This window comes from Mucilaginibacter sp. P1_D10 (assembly GCF_056406215.1).
The window spans coordinates 41327-63034 of sequence record NZ_JBFUAP010000017.1; the positions used below are offsets into that span (position 1 = coordinate 41327).

The 21708-nt window shown below is 47.5% G+C and carries 19 protein-coding genes; 14 read left to right on the forward strand and 5 right to left on the reverse strand.

Features of this window, described 5'->3' with window-relative positions; genetic code table 11:
* The first annotated feature begins 200 nt into the window (after positions 1-200).
* On the forward strand, positions 201-566 hold the full coding sequence (locus AC1DYT_RS22045; RefSeq protein WP_477471676.1) for a response regulator: 366 nt from the start codon (positions 201-203) through the stop codon (positions 564-566).
* Here the strand turns inward: AC1DYT_RS22045 and AC1DYT_RS22050 are convergent.
* Together AC1DYT_RS22050 and AC1DYT_RS22055 are read right to left on the reverse strand one after the other, a co-directional pair.
* Positions 563-1696, reverse strand: a complete 1134-nt coding sequence (locus AC1DYT_RS22050) for a DUF922 domain-containing protein (protein ID WP_477471677.1) — start codon at positions 1694-1696, stop codon at positions 563-565. The two genes, AC1DYT_RS22045 and AC1DYT_RS22050, sit on opposite strands and share 4 nt — an antisense overlap.
* A 231-nt stretch (positions 1697-1927) precedes the next feature.
* The gene (locus tag AC1DYT_RS22055; RefSeq protein WP_477471678.1) at positions 1928-2125 is read right to left on the reverse strand and encodes a hypothetical protein; all 198 of its coding nucleotides are present in this window, start codon (positions 2123-2125) and stop codon (positions 1928-1930) included.
* Between the two features lie 288 nt (positions 2126-2413).
* On the opposite strand from AC1DYT_RS22055, the gene AC1DYT_RS22060 reads away from it, so the two are divergent.
* The 7 genes from AC1DYT_RS22060 to AC1DYT_RS22090 all read left to right on the forward strand — a co-directional run bounded on the left by AC1DYT_RS22060 (position 2414) and on the right by AC1DYT_RS22090 (position 12021).
* On the forward strand, positions 2414-5515 hold the full coding sequence (locus AC1DYT_RS22060; RefSeq protein ID WP_477471679.1) for a tetratricopeptide repeat protein: 3102 nt from the start codon (positions 2414-2416) through the stop codon (positions 5513-5515).
* Positions 5516-5531: 16 nt separating this feature from the next.
* The gene (locus AC1DYT_RS22065; protein ID WP_477471680.1) at positions 5532-7385 is read left to right on the forward strand and encodes a hypothetical protein; all 1854 of its coding nucleotides are present in this window, start codon (positions 5532-5534) and stop codon (positions 7383-7385) included.
* Positions 7386-7424: 39 nt separating this feature from the next.
* On the forward strand, positions 7425-8522 hold the full coding sequence (locus AC1DYT_RS22070) for an HU domain-containing protein (RefSeq protein WP_477471681.1): 1098 nt from the start codon (positions 7425-7427) through the stop codon (positions 8520-8522).
* 53 nt (positions 8523-8575) lie between these two features.
* Entirely contained in the window at positions 8576-9292 is a 717-nt protein-coding gene (locus AC1DYT_RS22075; protein WP_477471682.1) for a MotA/TolQ/ExbB proton channel family protein, read from the forward strand.
* Positions 9289-9690 (forward strand): ExbD/TolR family protein, encoded by a 402-nt coding sequence (locus tag AC1DYT_RS22080; RefSeq protein ID WP_477471683.1) that lies wholly within the window; start codon positions 9289-9291, stop codon positions 9688-9690. Before AC1DYT_RS22075 ends, AC1DYT_RS22080 begins: the two co-directional genes overlap by 4 nt.
* Before the next feature lie 76 nt (positions 9691-9766).
* Positions 9767-10582: an energy transducer TonB gene (locus AC1DYT_RS22085; protein ID WP_477471684.1), complete on the forward strand. Its 816-nt coding sequence runs from the start codon at positions 9767-9769 to the stop codon at positions 10580-10582.
* A 131-nt stretch (positions 10583-10713) separates the two neighbouring features.
* Complete coding sequence (locus AC1DYT_RS22090) at positions 10714-12021, forward strand: bifunctional folylpolyglutamate synthase/dihydrofolate synthase (protein ID WP_477471685.1); 1308 nt, start codon at positions 10714-10716, stop codon at positions 12019-12021.
* Positions 12022-12172: 151 nt separating this feature from the next.
* On the opposite strand, the gene AC1DYT_RS22095 is transcribed toward AC1DYT_RS22090, so the two are convergent.
* Both AC1DYT_RS22095 and AC1DYT_RS22100 read right to left on the reverse strand, forming a co-directional pair.
* Positions 12173-14803: a DEAD/DEAH box helicase gene (locus tag AC1DYT_RS22095; protein WP_477471686.1), complete on the reverse strand. Its 2631-nt coding sequence runs from the start codon at positions 14801-14803 to the stop codon at positions 12173-12175.
* 178 nt (positions 14804-14981) lie between these two features.
* On the reverse strand, positions 14982-15485 hold the full coding sequence (locus AC1DYT_RS22100) for a lipocalin-like domain-containing protein (RefSeq protein ID WP_477471687.1): 504 nt from the start codon (positions 15483-15485) through the stop codon (positions 14982-14984).
* Between the two features lie 104 nt (positions 15486-15589).
* On the opposite strand from AC1DYT_RS22100, the gene AC1DYT_RS22105 reads away from it, so the two are divergent.
* The 4 genes from AC1DYT_RS22105 (at position 15590) to AC1DYT_RS22120 (ending at position 20430) form a co-directional block, all read left to right on the forward strand.
* Entirely contained in the window at positions 15590-15937 is a 348-nt protein-coding gene (locus AC1DYT_RS22105; protein ID WP_477471688.1) for a winged helix-turn-helix transcriptional regulator, read from the forward strand.
* 158 nt (positions 15938-16095) lie between these two features.
* A complete protein-coding gene (gene mgrA / locus AC1DYT_RS22110; protein ID WP_477471689.1) occupies positions 16096-17085 on the forward strand; it encodes an L-glyceraldehyde 3-phosphate reductase in 990 nt (329 codons plus the stop codon).
* Positions 17086-17351: 266 nt separating this feature from the next.
* Positions 17352-19808, forward strand: coding sequence for a DUF5686 and carboxypeptidase regulatory-like domain-containing protein (locus AC1DYT_RS22115; RefSeq protein WP_477471690.1), 2457 nt, complete (start codon positions 17352-17354; stop codon positions 19806-19808).
* Between the two features lie 220 nt (positions 19809-20028).
* The gene (locus AC1DYT_RS22120) at positions 20029-20430 is read left to right on the forward strand and encodes a VOC family protein (protein WP_477471691.1); all 402 of its coding nucleotides are present in this window, start codon (positions 20029-20031) and stop codon (positions 20428-20430) included.
* A gap of 118 nt (positions 20431-20548) precedes the next feature.
* Here the strand turns inward: AC1DYT_RS22120 and AC1DYT_RS22125 are convergent, their stop codons facing one another.
* Complete coding sequence (locus AC1DYT_RS22125) at positions 20549-21079, reverse strand: GNAT family N-acetyltransferase (protein ID WP_477471692.1); 531 nt, start codon at positions 21077-21079, stop codon at positions 20549-20551.
* A gap of 102 nt (positions 21080-21181) precedes the next feature.
* On the opposite strand from AC1DYT_RS22125, the gene AC1DYT_RS22130 reads away from it, so the two are divergent.
* Positions 21182-21373: a hypothetical protein gene (locus tag AC1DYT_RS22130; RefSeq protein ID WP_477471693.1), complete on the forward strand. Its 192-nt coding sequence runs from the start codon at positions 21182-21184 to the stop codon at positions 21371-21373.
* 57 nt (positions 21374-21430) lie between these two features.
* Entirely contained in the window at positions 21431-21679 is a 249-nt protein-coding gene (locus tag AC1DYT_RS22135) for a hypothetical protein (protein ID WP_477471694.1), read from the forward strand.
* The last annotated feature ends 29 nt before the right edge of the window (positions 21680-21708 follow it).

Sequence of the window (21708 nt, forward strand, 5' to 3'; positions counted from 1 at the left end):
CTCCACCGAAGCTGGTTCGTAAAAAAAATATTAGCGTTTATCCCATTCAAAAAATATTTCTGCGCCAATTGCAAAAAAGCATACTACGTAATTAAAAAACGAAGCGATTAAACGCAATAAGCATATTTGGTACAAAAATTGTGCAAGAGTACTGACTATTATGCGCTTACAGCGCATATAAATTTTAACGTGACGATACTATGCGACGGATATTAGCTGTGGACGATGATAACGATATACTAGAGGTGTTGCAATTCATACTGGAAGACTCGGGTTATGAAGTAGAAACCCTATCAGACGGGCACTTTTTAATGGACACAATTAACAAACATGCCCCGGATTTGATACTGTTGGATATTATGCTGGGCACTATGGATGGGCGCGAGCTTTGCAAAGAAGTAAAAAAACAAGCCACTACGCACAATATTCCAGTGATACTGATATCTGCAAGCCACAATATATCCAGCAGCATGAATCAGGACGGCGCGCCAAATGATTTTATTGCCAAGCCTTTCGATATCAACAATTTGCTCAACAAAATAAAAGATCAGTTAGCTGCAGCTTAACCGTTCGGCGGCTTTATCCCCAAGAGCTGTAATTCTTTATCTATACGGGCGGCCCATTGCTGCTGCTGGTAAGCATTAGTGCCATGCCCGGTTTCGGCATCGTATTGTTTTTGCACCTCATAAATATCCCGTAAAGCATCAAGGTAGGCCATGTTTATAGGGCCATCGTAATTATAAGTACTCAGTTTTTCTTTCAGTATGGCCTGCTTAAATCTTTCGGCAGCCAGGCGTACGATATCGAAGTGCCGTTGTTCGTGATTCAGGCTTCGGTCATCAGTAGCGTCGTACCGCACCCACGATGCGCTCTTGGGCACGTACACCTTTAAATCCAGCCTTATCCTGATGATGCCATCCACCAGTTTCACTTCTTCGTTATACCCCAGGCTGGCAAACACTTCCGCTGCATAGCGGCTGCTGGGCGGTTTCGCTATAAAGTCGGCCCATTTAAGGGGGCGGTTTACGTCATAGTAAATGGTATCGCCTTCGGGTTGTTCTTTATAATCGGCAAAACTTATGCTTACGCCTTTCGCCAGTTTCATATTAACGCCCGCCTGCATATCCATCCACTTGTTGATATATAACAGACTGTTTACGATAGCACCCCTCAGCAACGCTTCTATGTACTGCGGCGGCCCGGCAGGGCGTTGGTAGGTACTGGTGGCGGCATAGGTATCCAGCAGGATGAAATCATCATCGCGCTCATAGCCGAAGCTAATGGAAAAGGCGATTTTCCCCGCTGCTGCCCCATTGGCCAGTGGCGTTTCAGCTACACTGAATGTTTTTAGTTTGATTACCAGGGCCCGGAGTTGTTTATTGGCCGTAAAGCTATTGTCTACAAAACTTTTCATAGCCGCTACGGTGCCTCCCTGCAAATCTATCTTCAGGCTTTCTGCGGGCTTGCCTGCTTTGGGCGGCGACAGCATGCTACCCAGTCCCGTTTTATCGGTGCGGCGGTCATCTATACGGGCTATATAAAATTCCTTTGGGGTAACGGTTAGGCGTTGGTTTTGCAGGGTGATGTAGGCATCGGGCGGGTTGCCCGGCGTGAATGCGGGCGTAAACGCCACAACAATTACGGCGATTACCTGTATTAAGCGTTTTTTAAAAAAGGGAAAGCCAGATAATTGCATGGTGTTACACAAAACGCTATAAATCAGGCAATATTTTGTGGGGAAGAGGGGAGTGCATCAGTAGAATGTCGATAACGGCATCATCAGTCATCGCCATTAAGCATCTCATCAAAATCTTTTTGAGTATATCCTTTTTCGGCGACGACTTTGTCTACCTCGTCATCTAACAACCTCGAATAATGGTCAACTAATAAATCTTTTAAGATTAAAGTCTGCTCCTCGCTCATCGCCTTATGCTATGCTATTGAAGAGTTCATCTACACTGTTGAATTTCTGGCCTTTGCCCGTTTTCAATTCTTCCATGGCGGCAAGAGTTTTTGCATTGGGCTTTTTCTCGGCCTTAACTTTTACCGCTATGCCCAATTCCTGCAAAAAAACCCTTACCAAGTGAATTTTGTTATCGGGCACCTGTATCTCAAGTATTTGCATAACTTATTTATATCTCCTAACAAATCTACTCCATTAACTTTAAATAACAATACCCCCCTTATACAGCAAACCTCCACTGCCGCACCCCAATACTTTTAAACACCCCTGCCTATTTACCCACAACAGCCCGCCCCACCAAACTTTTCTGCCTAATTTTAGTTTTCCACAGGCATACCAGCAGGTTTTTGCCGCCGTTTTAAAAAAAGTGCTTGTCCACATTTGTTAATTACTAATGTGGATTGCATTTTTGCGATTAGCTATTTTAGCACCATCATTCGTATGCGCTCTATGAATAAACTCAAATACATCACCCTCGTTGCACCGGTATTTTTTGCCCTCGCTACGCAGGCGCAGCAAAACCCCTCCTACCAACTAAACCAGGTCTACAACACCGCCGCCGACCTGCTGGACAAAGGGAAATACGCCTCTGCCGCTGAGCAATTCCGGTTGGTAGAACAAAGCCGCCTTAAAGCCGCCCCCCAGTCAAAATTCGAATCGGAGCTATCTCTGCTTAAAGAGAACGCCCAATATTACGAAGCCCTTTGCGCGCTGGAGCTTGACAACGACGATGCCGAGAGCATGTTCCTCCGTTTTATAAAAGAGCACCCCGAGAACCCGCTCACCAAGCTGGCGTTCTTCCAGGTGGGCCGCTCGTACTTTAAACAAGGTAAATATGAGGAAGCCCTGGTGTGGTTCAATAAGGTGCAGGCCGGCGAGCTTACCGGTTCGCAAAATACCGAGTATAAGTTCCGCAAGGGCTACGCTTACTTCATGCTGAACGATTACAAGAATGCGCAGTCGCTCTTTGGCGAGGTGAAGAACAAACGCTCGCCCTTTATGGATGATGCCGTTTACTACTTTGCTTACATAGCGTACTTGAACAAAGATTACAGCCTGGCCCTGGTAAACTTCGAACGGCTCAAGAACTCTAAAAAATACGAAAGCAGCTACCCATACTACATTACCGCCGTTTACTTTTTAGATAAACGCTACAACGATGTTATCAGCTATGCGGTGCCCATCCTTAAAACTACGAAACAGCAAAACGAAACAGAGATGCTGCGCATCGTAGGCGCATCCTACTTCGCCAAAGGCGATTTCGATAACGCTGTAGATTATTACAGCCGTTTCCAGGATGCAGACCAGGGCAAAACCCAAAACACGCAGGATAGCTACCAGATAGGCTACGCTTTCTACAAAGTGGGCAACTACGGCAAGGCAGCAAGCGAGTTGGAAAAACTGGTGGCCCAGAACGATAACTACAGCCAAAGCGGCAGCTACACCCTGGGCGATGTTTTCCTGAAGATGAACAACAAGCAAAGCGCCCGCAGCGCTTTCCGCCAGGCTTCCAGGCTCGATTTTGACAAGCAACTGCAGGAAGATGCCCTTTATGAATTTGCCAAACTATCTTACGAACTCGATTTCAATAACGAGGCACTCGTAGCTACACGCTTATATCTTAAGAATTATCCGCGCAGCCCCCGTACTGATGATGTAAAAACCCTGTTGGGCGAGGTGTTGCTTAACTCGCACAATTACAAAGAGGCGGTTGAGATACTGGAGCCTATCCCCAATAAATCTCAAAGTGCTAAGGAGGCCTACCAAAAGGTTACCTATTACCGCGGGCTGGAATTTTATAATGAACGTGCGTTCGAGAATGCTATCGGGATATTCCTGCGTTCGCTTAAGAACCCGGTAGATACCAAAATACAAACGCTTACCTACTACTGGATGGCCGAGGCGATGTATGAGGTGCGCAAATACGGCGAAGCGGTTGATAACTTCCAGCGTTTTTTGGCAATGCCCGAAGCAAAAGAAACCGATGTATATAACTTTGCCAATTATGCGCTGGCCTATGCAGCCTTCGGCGACGAGAAATACGGCACTGCTGCCCAATACTTCGAAAAATTCCTGAAGGGTGATGTAAAGGATAAGAACACCGAGAATGATGCCATTGGCCGCCTGGGCGATAGCTACTTTGTGCTAAAAAGCTACGAAAGCGCGCTGAGCGCCTATAACAAAATCATCGCGCAGCAAAGCCAGGGGCAGGATTACGCCCTCTTCCAGCGCGGTATTATACAAGGCTTGCAGGGCAACCTGGATGCCAAGATAAGCACCCTGAATGATGTGCTGGCCAAGTTCCCTAACTCGGATTATGCCGACGATGCCTCCTTCGAGATTGCCTACACTTACTTTTTAAAGAACGATGGCGACCGCGCCAAAACCGACCTGCAAGCCATGATACAGAAGTATCCGCGCAGCAGCTACATCCCGCGGGCCCTCACTACCATCGGGCTTATCGATTATAACGCCAATCGTGATGATGAAGCCGTTACCTCGTTTAAACAGGTGGTAGCCGACTACTCAAGCAGCGATGAGGCAAAGACCGCCCTTAAGCAGATAGAGAAAATATACACCGATAAAGGCGATGCCCAAACCTTTATCAACTACGCCGGCACTACAGCTATAGGCAACTATTCCACTGCAGACCAGGAGAACATCATGTATGCAGCTGCCAACAACCTGTACCTGCGCGGCGACTGGCTCGGCACCGTAAACGCAGTTGGCGCTTACTTCGATAAGTTCCCAACCAAACAGATATACGAGAAAGAGTCGCGCTTTATACGTGCGCAGAGTTTGGTAAACCTTAACCGGACCGACGAAGCTATAGTAGACTACAATGTTATCCTGAACGACTGGACCAGCGCTTACAGCGAGAAGGCACTCATCAGCATGGCAAAGCTTTACATGGCGCAAAAGAAGTATAACGACGCTATCGTGTTCCTGAAAAGATTGGAGACCAATTCCGAATACAAAGCCGATTACTCCTACGCCATCAATAACCTGTTGTTTTGCTACGCGCAGATAAATATGCCCGATGATGTGCTTAAATACGCCAACCTGATACGCGATAACGAAAAATCGGCAGAGGAAGACCTATTCAAGACCGGGACTTATGCGGGCAAGGCCTACCTGGCCAAAGCGGATACCGCATCGGCCATTACCGAGTTCAACTACACACTAAAGAACACCAAAACCATAGCAGCAGCCGAGGCTAAATACTACCTGGCCCTTATAGATTACAACCGCGGCAAGTACAAAACATCCCAAAAAACCTGCTTCGACCTGGTTAAAGAGATGCCCAACTACGATTACTGGGTAGCCAAAACCTACATTTTGCTGGCCGATAACTACGTAGGCCTGAAGGACAACTTCCAGGCGAAGGCTACCCTGCAGAGCATCATAGAAAACTACACAGGCAATGATGATATATTGCCTACTGCCAAGCAGAAACTGGCAGCACTGTTACCTAAGCGGGCCGGCGCAACCAACCTGGCACCTGATAAACCTGCCGTGGTAGATACAACTAAACAAGGTAACAAAGAATAAAGAAGAGGAACAAGCAATGAACACCAGATACACCTACATACTGCTCGCCTTGTTAATGAGTTTTTACTTTGTACCGGCAAGCGCCCAGCAAAAGAAACCGGCAGCAAAAAAACCGGCCACTACAACGGCAAAAAAACCGGCGGCAAAACCCACCAAAAAACCCGCTAAGCCAACAACGGCCACGCAGCAAAAAACATCAGCAAAAAACCTGGGCGATGCCGCTGCAACCGCAGATACCACTAAAAAAGGCGGGCAAACCAACGGCAACACGCCAAACGGTGCCGGCCTTACCGAAGAGATAGTAGTTACCACGGCCTACAAGCCCGTACTGGCCGAGGCCGTAAAAATACGCCGCAACCCGGGCCTGGAAGATGCACCTGCATTTAAGGCTCCGCTCGATTATAGTCCGATTGATAAGAAGCTATCGCAGGATAACAACATCCGCGCGCTGGATCCCATGAAACGCCCCGCCGAGCAGGATTCTGTATTGCTGAACAACTATGTTAAAGCAGGTGCAGGCAGCCTTAAAACCACCTACGCAGAGGGTTATTTCTCTAACGGGCGCGACCAGGCCCTGCAGGTAGGCGGATTTTTAAAGCACTTTGCGCAGGCAGGCAACCAATACAAACAAAACGAAATAAGGGATGAGCTGGGCGTTTTCGGCAAGAGCATCAACCAGGATTATACGCTTAGCGGCCGCATAGGCTACAAACGCCGCGGCACTTATTTTTATGGCGATAACCAATCGGGCGTAACGCCAGCGGCTTATACATTCGACCCGCAGAAACAAACGTTCAACCTCATAGGTGCAGAGGGCGAACTGGCCAAAAACTATAAAGACGTTGAGAACGATTTCACTTACGCCTTGAAGCTAAAAGGCTATCTTTTTAGCAATGCTTACAGTGCAAAAGAAAGCAATGTGGTTTTATCGGGTTTCCTTAACCAAACGGTTAAGCAGTTTTACGCCGGTCTGGCCGCCTCGCTCGACTTGAATACCACTAAGGATGTAGGCTATTCGCTCAACAACAATATCGTGAGGGCCAATCCTTACATCAAATTCCAGGGCGAAAATTATAAGATAGATGCGGGTATTAATATAGCCAAAGAGTTTGGCTTGTCAGACAGGTTCTTCATTTTCCCTGCTGCCAAGCTGGAATTCCAGATAGTGCCTAAATACGTACGCCTGTTTGCCGAAGCAAAGGGCGACGTAAACCGCGCCTCGATACAGGAATACACCGATACCAACCCTTTCCTGGGCGAGAACATCAACCTGGTAAACTCGGTAGATCAGCTGGATATTTCCGTTGGGCTTAAAGGCACACTTGCGCCCGGCCTTAGCTTCAAGGCCACTATCTTCCGCAATAACGTTAAGAACCTGCCGCTTTTCGTAAACGATTTTGCCAATACAGGCAACAAGTTTGCTGTGATATATGATGGCGGTAAGGCCAAAATAAGCGGCTTTACCGGCGAACTGAATTTCAAAGCTGCCGAAGACTTTGACCTGTTTGGCCGCGTGGAGGTAAAAGATTATAAACTCGCCACCGAAGCCAAAGCATGGAACCTGCCTACATTTAAGTTAACAGCAGGTACGGTTATCCACATCAGCAACACGGTAGATATCAATGGCGCCCTGTTGTTCCGCGGGGCCACGCAGGATAGGCCATTGATACCCGCGGGTCAAATTACGGCGGTCGCAACCTCATCTATCGCCTCCTTTGCCGATTTGAGCGGCGGTGCAACCTATAAAGTAAACAAAAAGGTATCGGTGTTTGTACAGGTAAATAACATTTTGAGCACCAGCAACCAAACATGGCTTTATTACCCCAATTACGGGCTTAATGTATTTGGCGGCGTAGGGTATGCTTTTTAGGTTTTTTGATGGTTTTATAATTATGCGTACTTTTAGCGAATGGATGTAGGCTACTATATAAGCGAGCTGCTTGGGCAACACGGAGATGTAAATGTGCCCGGACTTGGCTATTTTGCTCACACCCGCGTAAACGGCTATTATAACGATAGGGAGGGTAAGTTTTATCCGCCAGGCTACAACGTACAGTTCGATCCGCAGTTTTTGGATGACGACGATGCGCTGGCCATACACATTGCCGAGAAGAAGAAGATCTCGCTGGCTTCCTCTAAATACTTTACCGAAAAATTCGTGATGAGCCTGAAACAGCAGGCAGCCCTTGGCGAAGCCGCGCTGGCAGATTTGGGCTGGTTTACCCTCAATAACCTGCAGATGGTTTTCAGGCCCAATACTGGCACCAGTAACGATCCTGAGTTTTTCGGCTTCCCAACCATCAAGCTTAATAAAATAGGCAGGCAACCCGTTGCCGAGCAATACGAACCCGAGCCCGAACCGGAAACCTATACACCCGAACCGGGCGATGAGCAATATGCTCCTATACCTTACCAGATTGATGAGGACGAGGAACAGTATTTGAGAGATATGGCACGGAATAAGCGCCGCACCAATATCTGGGTGTTTATTATCCTAAGCTTAATAGCCGCTACCATGGCCGTTTTGCTGGTGCAGCGCTATAACCCAAAAGCATTCCATTTCAACTTCGGTAATAAAAAACAAGACCCCACAGTTGCCCCCACAATAGTGGTGCAGGAGGATACTTCAAAAAATAAAGTTGATACCGGTTCGCTAACTCCGCCTATACGAAACGTGCAGGGTGATTCGTTATCAAAAAGCGGCACAACAGTAACGGATACGCTATCCATACCTCGTTATGAGGTAATCATCAACGAATCGTTCAGGAACAATGCGGCTGCTTCGAAAGCTATCATAGCGTTAAAAAAGAAGGGCATCGATGCTAAAATAGTGCCGGAATTGCCCGGGACACGCGTCAAGATATCCGTTGGCACTTTTGTAACCAGGGGTCTGGCAGAAGAGAAGAGCGCCGAATTGGTGGCCGCCAAAAAAATAAACCCTGGTGCACATGTCGAGTTTATTAACCCTAAAGATAAGAAGCCTGCCACAGGCCAGATCAAAAAATAATACCCGCTTCCGGTGAGAGCGGAATTTCGATACAAATCCAGAAACAACAACAAATGACTTTATTATTCGCGCAGCAAGTAACAGATACAGCACATAAAGTGATAGATACGGCAAGACAAGCCGGCGTGCAATTAGCCAAAATACCCGATGAGGACCTGCGCTTTGGCGATTTGCTTATAAAAGGCGGCTGGGTAATGATACCCATAGGTATATTGGCCGTATTGGGCCTGGTAATCTTCTTCGAGCGGTTCTTTACCATCCGCAAGGCATCTAAAGACGAATCGCACCTGATGATACAGGTTCGCGCCAGCATCATGTCGGGCAATTTGGAGTCGGCCATAGCCATCTGCAGAAACAGCAATTCGCCACTTGGCCGCATGCTTCAGAAAGGTTTGCTGCGCATAGGCCGCCCTATAAAAGATATCGAAGGCGCCATAGAGAACATCGGCAAGCTGGAAGTATCCAAACTAGAGAAGAATATCGGCATCATTGGCATCGTAGCAGGTATTGCCCCCATGTTTGGCTTCTTGGGCACCATTGCGGGGGTAATCAAGATATTTTACGATATCTCTAAAACCGATAACATCAGCATGGGCGTAATATCGGGCGGCTTGTACGTAAAGATGGTAACGTCGGCAGCGGGCCTGTTCGTTGGTATCATAGCTTATGTGTGCTACCATATTTTGAATATGATGGTTGATAAGGTAATACTGAAACTGGAGACCGATGCCATCGAATTTATCGACCTGTTAGAGGAGCCAAGCAAATGAATTTAAGAAAGAGAAAGCGCGGCGCATCGGCAGAGGTACACACCTCGGCCATGAACGATATCATGTTCTTCCTGCTTTTGTTCTTTTTGATAGCATCAACGGTTACTAATCCCAACGTAATCAAGCTGATGCTGCCAAAATCATCGAGCGGACAATCGGTATCGAAAAAAACCATCAACGTATCGATAGATAAAGACCTTAAGTACACCGTTGATAAAAAAGACGTAGCCGTTGCCGATTTACCCACCGTAATAGGCAACTATAAAAAAATGGCCAGCGAGCTAACCATCGTATTATACGTAGACCGCACCGTAGCCATACAGGATGTGGTAGCGGTAATGGATATTGCACAAAAATTGAATATAAAACTGGTACTGGCCACGGAGCCTAAGGGATAAAGAAGTAGCAGTGGGCAGTAGCTGTAGCAGTAGATTTTTCTGACTGCAACTGCTACCACCACTACCAACTAAAAACATGGAATACAGGGAAGAAAATAATTATCCGAAAGCATTTGCTGCAACAGGCATTATACTGGCTATGGTAATTGCCCTGTGCTATTTTATCGTGTTTAAGAACCCGCCAAAGGATGAGGACGGCACAGGCGGCATACTGGTAAATTACGGCACGGTGGATGAAGGGATGGGCAGCGACTACATGAGCATTGAAGAACCCTCTGTTGCCGATAAAGCCAATCAAACCAAGCCCGATAAAGTAACCCCGACCCAGCCTACTGAAGATAAGCCGCAGGTAGACAACAGCGATAAGAACGTAGTTACCCAAAGCAATGAGGATGCGCCCGAGGTGGTAGCAAACAGCAAATCGCCAAGTAAAACGGTGGCTACCCAACCCACCACCAAGCCCGTTAAACAGCCAACGGTAAACCAGAATGCCTTATACAAAGGCAAAACCAATAACGGCACCGGCGAGGGCGATGGCACAGGCAGTACGCCGGGTAACCAGGGCAAAACCACAGGAACTACACTCACCAACAACTATAACGGCACAGGCAGCGGTAATGGCGGCAACCTTAACCTTACCCAGCGCGCCTTTGTATCGTACCCAAAAATTGTGGATGATAAACGCCACAGCGGCAAAGTGGTTGTAGATATACGCGTAGATAAAAACGGATACGTAGTGTATGCCAACGCAGGCGCACGCGGCACTACCATAACCGACGCTGCCCTGCTGCAGAAATGCGAAGAGGCGCTGATGAATTCAAAGTTCAACTCCTCAGATACCGCGCCCGACTCGCAACCCGGCACCATGACCTTTGTTTTCAAAGTGAACTGAGTTTAGTTGATGGATGGTTCATTAATCATAGCTCATAGTAAAATATCCCCGCCAAGTTTTCATTCTCCTCTCCCGATACTACCTTTGCTGTAATAGGATATGGTTCGTCCATGACCTATGAACCATCAACCATGAACTACAAACAAACCCTCGATTACCTCTACACTCAGTTACCTATGTTTACAAGGGTTGGCGCGTCCGCCTTTAAAACGGATTTGACCAATACGCTTGCGCTTTGTGCAAAGCTGGATAACCCGCAGCATAAATTCAGGAGCATACATGTTGGCGGCACCAACGGCAAGGGCTCTACCTCGCACATGCTGGCGGCTATTTTGCAAATAGCAGGCTATAAAACAGCGCTTTACACCTCGCCGCATTTGAAAGATTTCCGTGAGCGCATCCGCATTAATGGTGAAATGATAAGCGAGCAAACGGTGGTGGATTTCGTGGCTAATCATCAAAAGGATTTCGAGAAGATAGAGCCCTCGTTCTTCGAGATGACGGTGGCGTTGGCTTTCGAGGTATTCGCAAATGAGCAGGTAGATATAGCCGTGGTTGAGGTTGGTCTTGGGGGGAGGCTCGATTCTACCAATGTAATAACCCCGCTGCTATCGGTCATCACCAACATCGGCTGGGACCATATGAATATGCTGGGTGATACGCTGGAACTGATTGCCGGCGAAAAGGCGGGCATCATTAAACCGGGCGTACCCGTGGTAATAGGCGAGCATCAGCCCGAAGTATCGGAGGTGTTTTTGAACAAGGCAAAAAAAGAGGGCAGCCCGATAGAATTCGCATCCGAAAACTGGGATATAGTGTCGCAAAGTACAAACCTTAACCTGTTATCCGTAGAGGTGCAAAAACAAGTGCTGCCTACTTTCGCGTTTTCTGAAGAGCCGGTACTGTCCCTGCAATTGGATTTACCCGGCCTCTATCAGCTTAAAAATCTCAAAACAGTACTATCTGCAGTAGAGGAGCTGCGCGAACAAGGTTTTGCAATCACCGACGAACATCTGTCCACAGCCCTGAAACAGGTAAAAGCCCTTACCGGCCTGCATGGCCGCTGGGAAGTGCTGAGCACCGCACCGCTCACCATTTGCGATACCGGCCACAATCCCGAAGGCATACAGGAAGTATTGAAGAATATCTCGGCGGTGAGCTACGAAAAATTGCACTTCGTGATAGGGATGGTAAATGATAAAGACATCAGCAAGGTGCTGGCTATGCTGCCCAAACAAGCTATTTACTACTTCTGCAAGCCCGATATACCCCGGGGGCTTGAAGCCGAAAGCTTAAAGGAAAAAGCCGGAAGCCTGGGTTTACATGGCGAGGCTTACCCCTCGGTAAAGGATGCCCTCAACGCCGCGCAATCTTCCGCAGGCGATAAGGATTTGGTTTTTGTGGGCGGGAGTACTTTTGTGGTGGCAGAAGCGGTATAGAATCAGGCCCTTTCTGCCTTAAATGCCCCCTTAGGGCAATATGATTAAGTTAAGATCTTTTATCTCGCAAAGCAAAAAGTTTGAAATCCTTTGCGTCTTAGTTGCTTTGCGTGAAATTACCACCTACGGGGCACAACCAGCCGCTGGCCACCTAAAATCCGGGCACCTTAAAACGCATTACAAATTCGCCGGTTTCTTTGTCTATTTCCATTTTCTTGCCTTCAAAACCCAGGTCCTTACCTGTTGCCATTTTAAACATACCCGATAAAAAGTCCATCCCCTGGTTCATCACCTTCGCCATGGTTTCCATTTGTTCCTGCTGCGCCAACTGCAACGGCGGCGCTGTTTCGGTTACTTCATCTGCTATTTGAAATTGCGGGCCGCCTTCGTCAGCAATAATGGCATCAATGGTTTCAGGTATCGTTTCGGTCTCATCAGGCACAAAGTTCTCTGGCGGTGCAGCCATAAAGCCCTCTATAACGCTTTCCATTTCCTTCAAAAACTGAGACTTGCCGGATGCAGAAAAATCCACCTCATCTATGCCATTATCAGTGTTCAGCACTCCATCGAACAGATTTTGCTTAAGCGTTAGGCCCGATGCGATTTTTATTTCGATAGAGTTTTTGGTAATGAGGTTAATAACCGTTAAGTGTTTGCTAAGCTGCCCAAGCCTGTCTATCCGGCCTATCCGCTGGTTTTTCTTTGCCGGGTTCCAGGGCACTTCGAAATTAATCACCGTATCTGCCACTTGCAGGTTTAGCCCGGCACCACCGGCTTCGGTTGAAAGAAATACCTGGCATTCGTCTTCGCTTTCAAATTTTTTCACCAGTTTATCCCTGTTACGGATAGCCACCTGCCCGCTTAGCTGAGAGAAACCGATGCCGCACTCGTGCAGCATTTTGCCGATAAGGTTTAACATGGTAACCCATTCCGAAAAAATGATGACCTTTTTATTATTATTTGGCAGATCTAATTTTTCCATCAGGATATGCTTCAGCTCGTAAAGCTTAGGCGATATATAGGATTCTTTATCTACCAAAAAAGTAGAATCGCAAACCATGCGCATATTGCTCATCAGTAGCATCAACTTTTGCAGGTCGAACGGCGAAATGAATTTTTTTCGCAATATAGATGCTATCCCCTTTGCGTAATTGGCATGATGCATGGCCTGTTCCGGGTGCATATCTACCGGCACGGTTATCTCCGTTACTTTTGGCAACTCCTTTATCACCTTTCTTTTTTCCCGCCGCAGCAGTATGGGTTTCAGGCGTTCGTTCAGTTGCTGCAGGTTGTAATAACCGGTTATCTTATCGGCTTTAGTTTCATCAAAATAACAATACTGGTACGAAAATTCCCATAAAGGAGCCAGGTATTGCGGATCTATAAATTGCACAATGGAATAAAGATCGATCAGCCGGTTTTCTATCGGCGTACCGGTAATAACCAGGGCATGTTTTTTCTCGAGCAGCTTAATACTTTGCGAAGTTATGGTGGCGAAGTTTTTTATTTTTTGCGCCTCATCTAAAATGATGAAATCGGTTTCCATACGGTTCATTTCCCGCCAGTCGCGCAGCACCGTTTCGTAATTCACAATAACGAAATAAGCCTTGCTATCGCGATAAACGGCAAAACGCTGCTCCGGCGGGCCGTCGGCAATCACGGCTTCCTCATTACAAAACTTTTCAATTTCTTGTTTCCATTGTTCCTTTAGCGAAGCCGGGCAAATAATCAGCGTGCGGGTAAAGCCAAAAAGTTTCTTTTTCATTACGGCGGTAGCAATGGCTTGTATGGTTTTACCCAAACCCATTTCATCGGCAATAATGGCGCCTTCTTTAAAGGTAGCAAAGGCTACACCCTCCTCCTGGTATGGGAAAAGGGCGGTTTTCATAAGCGAGAAATCCAACCGGCCTTCGTTTTGTGCCAGTGCGAGCATTTCCTTATCCCAGTGCCGTTTCACTTTTTCGTCCACCTCGGGGCGGACAATGATGTGGGGGAATTCGCGCGCACTCACTATAAAATTTAAAAAATCGCCGGTAGCGTGTTCCTCTATACAGGTTTTACCTTTAAAATGCGTATCGATAAGCTGCGCTACAGCAGGCTTCAACTGGTGCGGATAGTGCCAGGTAATACGGTAGCTGTTCAGCGGATCGAGGTAAATTTCAACAAAAGGGTAAACCTTACTCAGCTTTTTATAAAGCCGGGTATCTGCTTTTAGTGCGGCAAAAGCAAACATCAGGTGTTTGGTAACGCCTAATTTATTCGATTTCAGGTCGGGGTTATCAATGTATCCCGTTTCGTTTTTAAAATCGCGGAGCGTTATCTTGTAGCGGACGCCTTTCTCGGTGGTAAGCAAATGCTCGCCATAAATATTATCGGCAAAAACAATGGTGTATTTAGCCTTTAAAGCTTTGGCCCGGCGCTCGTTCAATACCCGCTTCACCATACCTTCGCGGGTGTATGCTTTACCTTCGGGTATCGGCTTTGGATTCGTTTTCTCCAGTTCTTCGTCAACTTGCATTAATGCAGCAACACCATAACTATCCCACGCGGCGGGTTTGCCATTAATTAAATATTGGAGGGTTTCATCCTCCTGCGCTGTAATGCGGAGTTCGATGCCTTCGCCATCTTCATCATCAACCAAAACTTCGAAACCATTTGCCGAGCGGCTTAAAACCTGGCAGTTACCGTTGATATACATCATTTTTGCGCTGCGGTATTCGGCAGTCTCTATTCCGGAAGATTCTATTATTTGTTTTAATTGTTGTTTGACAGATGTTATCATTTTACGGTTTCTTAAACGGGTAAGCCACGGTCAATTTTAATGAAGATTTGCGCCTAAAGCAAACTTAATTAGTAATTATCCGGGCAAACACATCTAAATAACTTACAAAGTTCATTTGCTGCCGTTGTACAGATTGAGGCAGTCCTTAAGGGGTGGGCATGCGTACAATTCAACACTTTTACATTTTCTCCCAAACCACTTCTCCCCTAACCGCATTCCCCGTGGTTGGCGTTGGCACAATATAACTCAATAATTTTCCGTCGAATTTAAAACGGCTTTTGCGCTGCGTATTTTCCCAGTTGGGATAACTTGCTGCGATAATATTATAAACGATGGTTTGCGTTGCCGGGTCGATGCTATACTTGCCAAAATGAACATTGCTGCCCCGCACGGCGGCACGGTATTCTTCGTCGGTACCTTTGCCTTTATCGTTGGCGGTAAATGCGGGGCGGCCCTCGCCGCTGTATATTTCCATGGCGTAGTTGCCGGCGGCATCCATCATCAAAATACCTTTGGGGTTATCGCCATACAAGTGCACGCGGCTGCTATCGGCCATGATGTTATCAACCATCTTAAGCCGGTAGGTGCCAACAAGGTTTATTTCGGCTGACTTAGCATCCTTTTTTTGTGCGACTGCCAGGCAACTGCTCAGCAAAAACGCTAAAACTAATGGTGTTTTCATAAACCAAAGTTATATTTGTGGATGGCGGGCATCAAGTAGGCACAAAAAAGTAGCCTGCGCACCAAAAAGGAACGCATCTGTATATCAGGCAAATAATTTTGGATATGGAAGAAAAAAGCCGGAACAAGCCACCAAAATGCAGCATCGATTATGCTTTTCAGCGCATAGGCGGGAAATATAAGGGGCGGATTTTATGGCGGCTACGGGCGGGCACCCAACGCTACGGCGAACTGCGCCGCACCGTAACCGGCATTACCCCAAAAATGCTCACCCAAACCCTGCGCGAACTGGAAGAGGATGGGCTAATCACTCGCAAGGTTTATGTAGAAGTGCCCCCGCGGGTAGAATACACGCTTACGCCAACCGGCACCGATCTGCTGCCCTTCCTGGCTTTGTTAAGGGATTGGGCAAAAGAACAGATGCTGGTAAATAATATTGTGGCGATGCCGTAAGGGTGTCTGAACTCGAATTAAATGAATTTAATGAATTTATCGAATTACAAGCCAGTGATACCTGGATTGGCAAATCAATTCTGCCCATTCTAAAAATTCGTTTAATTCGAGTTCAGACAAGACAAAATCCCCTACCTTAGTCCCATAAACTAAATACCATGACGTACCAACCCTCACCGCAACGTTACGATAAAATGCAATACCGCCGCTGCGGAAACAGTGGCATCAAACTACCCGCAATTTCTCTCGGCCTTTGGCACAATTTCGGGCATGTAGATGTGATGGAGAATTTCCGCCAGATACTGCACCTCGCTTTCGATAGCGGCATCACCCACTTAGACCTGGCCAACAATTACGGCCCGCCCCCCGGCTCGGCCGAAACCAACTTCGGAAAGATTTTGAAAGAAGATTTCGCCGGCTACCGCGACGAGATGATCATCTCCACCAAAGCCGGCTACCACATGTGGGAGGGCCCTTACGGCGAATGGGGCTCCAAAAAATACCTCGTAAGCAGCCTGGACCAAAGCCTGAAACGCATGGGGCTTGATTATGTAGACATATTTTATCACCACCGCCCGGATCCTGATACCCCGCTGGAAGAAACCATGTCGGCATTGGACCTGATCGTTCGCCAGGGCAAGGCGCTTTACGCCGGTATCTCCAACTACAACGCCGAAGAGGCAGCTAAAGCGATAGCCATACTGAAACAGCTGGGTACGCCATGCCTTATCCATCAGCCCAAATACTCCATGTTCGTTCGCGATGCAGAAGAGGGCTTGTTAGATGTGTTGGGCAAGGAGGGCGTGGGCTGCATACCGTTCTCGCCATTGGCGCAGGGCCTACTTACCAATAAATACCTGCACGGCATCCCCGAAGATTCGCGCGCGGCAAAATCTACCGGCTTTTTGCAAACCAGTTCGGTAACTGATGAAGTGATAGCCAAAATAAAACAACTTAATGAGCTGGCCCTGCAACGCGGCCAAACCCTGGCCCAGATGGCACTGGCCTGGCTGCTGAAAGACAGCCGAGTAACCTCGGTACTCATCGGCGCCAGCAAACCCGCGCAACTTGCAGATTCTTTGAAGGCATTGGATAACATCGAATTTTCGGCAGAAGAACTGGAAAAGATTGAGGAGATATTGAAGTAAGATATCATAGCCATGGGCCAGGCTGCCGCGAGTTTCCAACTCGTGGCTGGCACAAGGTCAGCTTTCAGCTGACGAAAGCTGGAAGCTTTCTCTATGCAAACCACGAGATACGCTATCGCCAATCTCGCGGTAGCGAAAAGAATACATTAAAGGGCATATTTAACTTAAAACTTAAATATGTCCTTCTGCTTTAACAATAATTAACAAAGCGCGTCTAAAATGTTTAACAGATAAGCTACATCTTAGCAAAACATTTACCGCGCCTGATGAAACAAACCCTACTCCTTGCTTTAATAGCCCTATTTACGCTTAAATTATCCGCTCAGGATGTCACCCTCAGTGGCAAAATTACGGCTGATGACGGCAAGCCCATCCCCTTTGCAACCGTCTACGTTAAGAACACCACCAAGGGCACATCGGCAAACAGCGAGGGCGAATACAGCATCAATCTTAAAGCCGGCACCTACGAGCTGCAGTTCAGGGCCATGGGCTATCGCCAGGAAAGCCGCACGCTGGATTTAAAAGCCAACCAGAGCATCAGCATTAAGCTAAAGAACGAGGACTACCAGATAAAGGAGATCACCATACGCTCCGGAGCGGAGGACCCGGCTTACGCCATCATCCGCAAGGCGATCAAAAAACGCAAGGGCTACTTAAATGCCGTAAACGCTTATACCTGCGAAGTGTACATCAAAGGCCTGCAAAAGCTGCTGGCAGCCCCAAAAAAGTTCCTGATGTTCGATGTGCAGAAGGCCACCCGCGAGGCGGGGCTGGATAGCAACCGCACGGGGATTATCTACCTTTCGGAGTCGCAATCCAAACTCAGTTTTATGCGGCCGGATAATGTGCACGAGGAATTGATTTCGTCCAAGGTATCGGGCAGTAATAAGGCGTTCAGCTACAACCGCGCATCGGACCTTAGGGTGAATTTCTACGAAAACACCCAGGTTTGGGAGGGTTTGAGCAACCGCCCACTGGTATCGCCCATTGCCGATAATGCACTGTTCTACTACAAATACCAGTGGATGGGCATCTCGATAGAGAATGGCGAAACCATCAACAAAATAAAAGTTACCCCACGCCGCGATCACGACCCATGCTTCAGTGGGTACATTTACATACTGGAAGATAGCTGGCGCTTGCAGAGCCTCGGCCTCTCCATCACCAAAAAATCCAATATCAACTTCGTAGATACGCTTACCGTAAACCAGCAATTCGTGCCGGTGACCAGCAACGTTTGGATGCCGGCTTCTATCAAATTCGAGTTTACGGGCGGCTTGTTCGGCTTCCGCATTGGCGGGTATTTTATATCGATATACAAGGATTACGATATCGCCCCCAAGCTGGACAGGAAGCAATTTGCCGAGGTACTGCGCATTACCAAAGGCGTAAACAAAAAAGATTCGGCCTTTTGGGACCAGCAACGCCCCATCCCGCTCACCAACGAAGAGAAGATAGATTACACCCGCAAAGCTGTTTTAGCCGCCAAGCGCGAATCGAAACCCTATCTGGATTCGTTGGACCGCGAGAACAACAAAGTAAGCCTGGATAAACTGCTGCTAAGCGGCTATCAGCACCGCAACCGTTACCAGCACGAGTACTACAACCTCAATTCGGTATTAGGCTCGGTGTTTTATAATACAGTACAGGGTTTCGCGCTGGATTATGGCGGCTCGTTCACCAAACAGATCGATAGCGTAAACAACAAATACTTTTCGGTTTATGGCAGGGCCGGGTACGGTTTCGGCAATAAACTATTTTATGGGAGCGGTGGCGTAACCTTACCTGCAGGGCCTTTTACGCTAAATGTTGCCGGAGGTGCCGACGTAGTGGATATGAACAATCGCGAGCCCATCACCCGTTTCATGAACACCGCCTACACCCTGCTCAACCGAGAAAACTTCGAAAAACTGTACCAGAAAAAGTTTGCCTCGGCAAGCCTCTCTACCCGCATCAGCGGCGGCTGGCTGGCTAGCGGCACGGTAGAGTGGGCAGACCGGAAATGGCTGCCCAATACGGCAAATTACAGCCTGTTCCACCCTAAAGGGAATGAATTTACCTCCAACAACCCGCTAAACCCAACGGTTGACGCGCCGTTATTCCCGCAGAATCAATCGTTCAAGCTGAGCCTGCGCACCAGTTACGATTTCAGCAACAAGTACGAAACCTACCCCAATGGCCGCCGTTACCTGCCGTCTAAATACCCTACCATCGGCTTTACGGTAACCAAAGGCATCAAAGATGTGTTAGGTTCCGATGTGGATTATTCGCTATTATCGGCCGACATCTCCAAAACAGATATCCCCCTTGGCTTTTATGGCAAAACCAGCTTTTACGTAGGAGCAGGCAAATTCTTCAACGCCAATAGCCTGTTTTATACCGATTATAAGCACTTCTCGGGCAACCAGGTGCTATTTTACAGTTCGGGCATCAACCACTTCCTGTTGCTGGATTATTATCGCTACAGCACCGGCGACAAATACCTGGAGGGCCACCTGGAACACAACTTCTCGGGCTTCATCACCAATAAAATACCGCTCATCCGCAAGCTGAAACTACAAGAGATTGTTGATGTGAATTACCTGTACACGCCAACCCTAAAGCATTACACCGAACTGGGTTTCGGCCTGCAGACCAACACCGGCATCAGGCTGATGTACGGCATGGCCTTTAACCAGGGTGGCAAGGTGGATAACGCAATACGGATTGGCTTGAGTTTTTAGGTGGTGAGGATGTCTGAACTCGAATTTTAAGGAATTTATGGAATATACAGAAGCGCGGGGAGGGTAACCAAGTATAGCTCTCGGTATCATTCTGAGAATTCGGTCAATTCCCCTAAAAGTCGAGTTCAGAAATAATTTTAACTGCCCACTGCGAACTGAAAAACCTTTGGATTATCCGGCAATTATCCGTTACATTTATTCCACCAAAACTAAACAAACCATGATATTCAAAAACGCCATTAGCTGGTTCGAGATACCTGCAGCAGATATCAGCCGCGCCCAAAAATTTTACGAAACCATCTTCGATATCGAGATGATCCCGATGGAAATGCCCGGCTTCGAGATGCGGATGTTCCCTATAGAAAACCCCATGGAGAATGTCGGCGGCGCCATCTGCAAAAGCGGCGATTTTTACAAGCCGTCGGCAGAGAGCGGCCCGGTAGTTTACCTAAACGCCAACCCCGATGTGCAGATCACTTTGGATAAGATAGAAGCCGCAGGCGGCAAAATCATCGTACCCAAAACAGAAATATCGCCAGAGTATGGTTTTATGGCCGTGTTCATCGATAGCGAAGGCAACAGGGTTGCCCTGCATTCGGTACCGGTGGGGATGGGTGATTAAACCAGTAAAACATCATACGGCCTATAACACCATCATTGCCGTTGACTTAAGTCAACGGCAATGATGGTAGTGTTATTTAGATTTGTCAACTTTTAAAAAGTTGACAAATCTGACAACGTTATATTAGCGTCAACACCTTCCTCATCCTTACAATCCCCAGTACCTCGCCATCAGGCAGCGGCGCATCAATGCGCTCAACAGCAGTATAGCCTAAGGCCTCGTAAAGAGGCACGCCGGGCAGGGTAGCGCCAAGCTCCATTGTATTAAAACCGTTGGCATGTGCAGCCGCTTCACAGGTGTCAATCAGTCGGCGGCCTATCCCCTGCCGGGCATAATCGGGGTGTACGAAGAAGGCACGGATGCGGGCGGCATCTTTAGCAGGGTCAAGCAAAGGGTCTTCTATGGCTTTGTGCTGGTCGCCGCCGTAGAGGGTGTTGCGTTTGCTCCAGCCGCCGCAGCCGGTTATCACGCCATCGGCTTCCGTGAGGTAATAAGTGCCATCCACCAGCAACTGGCTATCCACGCCGAAGATGTATTTGATGGCGCTTTCTATCTGCGCATCGGTATAATAGCCACGGCTTAATCCACGTACGGAAAGCGCTATCAGTTGCTGCAAAGCAGGCACATCGTTTGAATTTGCTAATCTCATAACCCAGTGATTGGCTAAGTTAGCTATATCTGATAATTTGTAAAACCGGACACTTATTTAAAGACCGTTTTTTGTTAAATTTGAATAACAAAAATCATGTCGATGGCATTATTATCAAAAGGCCAACCAGAGGAAACTGATATAGTGAAAATAAAGAAAACCCTCTCTGAAGGTAAACCTAAAAGTGGATTTAACGCAAAAAAGTATAATGGGATTATGCCTTTCTTAGACGACGCTTTAGTTATTCAAAAGAAGATGAGAGATGAGTGGGAACGGAACATCGGTGACTTTTAATGCCGGAAAATCGTTCATTGCAATTGACAACAATTTTATACTGAAATAGGAATTTTTATGACCAATAAAAGTATCGAAGAGCAAATTACCGCAATTCAGCTTGCAACCAGCAAAGCAAACGAATCCGAACAGTCTGCCGCTACATTTTTGAGGAACGCCGGGATAATAAGTGCCAATTTCGTAATTAAACCTACACACACCCTGGTTGCTGTGTCCCGCAGCACCCAACCCACCAGCCTGCAAGCGATAGGGATTGCAGTGGAAACCCCGGAATGCAGCGTCGCTTCTATCAGCGGCGCGGAATGAGGAGTTGGAACGGAAAGCCCGGGCCGGAG

Bases quoted from the DNA above. Each gene is read 5' to 3' on its own strand.
- AC1DYT_RS22045 (WP_477471676.1), top strand. From the start codon at position 201: ATGCGACGGATATTAGCTGTGGACGATGATAACGATATACTAGAGGTG.
- AC1DYT_RS22050 (WP_477471677.1), bottom strand. From the start codon at position 1,696: ATGCAATTATCTGGCTTTCCCTTTTTTAAAAAACGCTTAATACAGGTA.
- AC1DYT_RS22055 (WP_477471678.1), bottom strand. From the start codon at position 2,125: ATGCAAATACTTGAGATACAGGTGCCCGATAACAAAATTCACTTGGTA.
- AC1DYT_RS22060 (WP_477471679.1), top strand. From the start codon at position 2,414: ATGAATAAACTCAAATACATCACCCTCGTTGCACCGGTATTTTTTGCC.
- AC1DYT_RS22065 (WP_477471680.1), top strand. From the start codon at position 5,532: ATGAACACCAGATACACCTACATACTGCTCGCCTTGTTAATGAGTTTT.
- AC1DYT_RS22070 (WP_477471681.1), top strand. From the start codon at position 7,425: ATGGATGTAGGCTACTATATAAGCGAGCTGCTTGGGCAACACGGAGAT.
- AC1DYT_RS22075 (WP_477471682.1), top strand. From the start codon at position 8,576: ATGACTTTATTATTCGCGCAGCAAGTAACAGATACAGCACATAAAGTG.
- AC1DYT_RS22080 (WP_477471683.1), top strand. From the start codon at position 9,289: ATGAATTTAAGAAAGAGAAAGCGCGGCGCATCGGCAGAGGTACACACC.
- AC1DYT_RS22085 (WP_477471684.1), top strand. From the start codon at position 9,767: ATGGAATACAGGGAAGAAAATAATTATCCGAAAGCATTTGCTGCAACA.
- AC1DYT_RS22090 (WP_477471685.1), top strand. From the start codon at position 10,714: ATGAACTACAAACAAACCCTCGATTACCTCTACACTCAGTTACCTATG.
- AC1DYT_RS22095 (WP_477471686.1), bottom strand. From the start codon at position 14,803: ATGATAACATCTGTCAAACAACAATTAAAACAAATAATAGAATCTTCC.
- AC1DYT_RS22100 (WP_477471687.1), bottom strand. From the start codon at position 15,485: ATGAAAACACCATTAGTTTTAGCGTTTTTGCTGAGCAGTTGCCTGGCA.
- AC1DYT_RS22105 (WP_477471688.1), top strand. From the start codon at position 15,590: ATGGAAGAAAAAAGCCGGAACAAGCCACCAAAATGCAGCATCGATTAT.
- mgrA (WP_477471689.1), top strand. From the start codon at position 16,096: ATGACGTACCAACCCTCACCGCAACGTTACGATAAAATGCAATACCGC.
- AC1DYT_RS22115 (WP_477471690.1), top strand. From the start codon at position 17,352: ATGAAACAAACCCTACTCCTTGCTTTAATAGCCCTATTTACGCTTAAA.
- AC1DYT_RS22120 (WP_477471691.1), top strand. From the start codon at position 20,029: ATGATATTCAAAAACGCCATTAGCTGGTTCGAGATACCTGCAGCAGAT.
- AC1DYT_RS22125 (WP_477471692.1), bottom strand. From the start codon at position 21,079: ATGAGATTAGCAAATTCAAACGATGTGCCTGCTTTGCAGCAACTGATA.
- AC1DYT_RS22130 (WP_477471693.1), top strand. From the start codon at position 21,182: ATGGCATTATTATCAAAAGGCCAACCAGAGGAAACTGATATAGTGAAA.
- AC1DYT_RS22135 (WP_477471694.1), top strand. From the start codon at position 21,431: ATGACCAATAAAAGTATCGAAGAGCAAATTACCGCAATTCAGCTTGCA.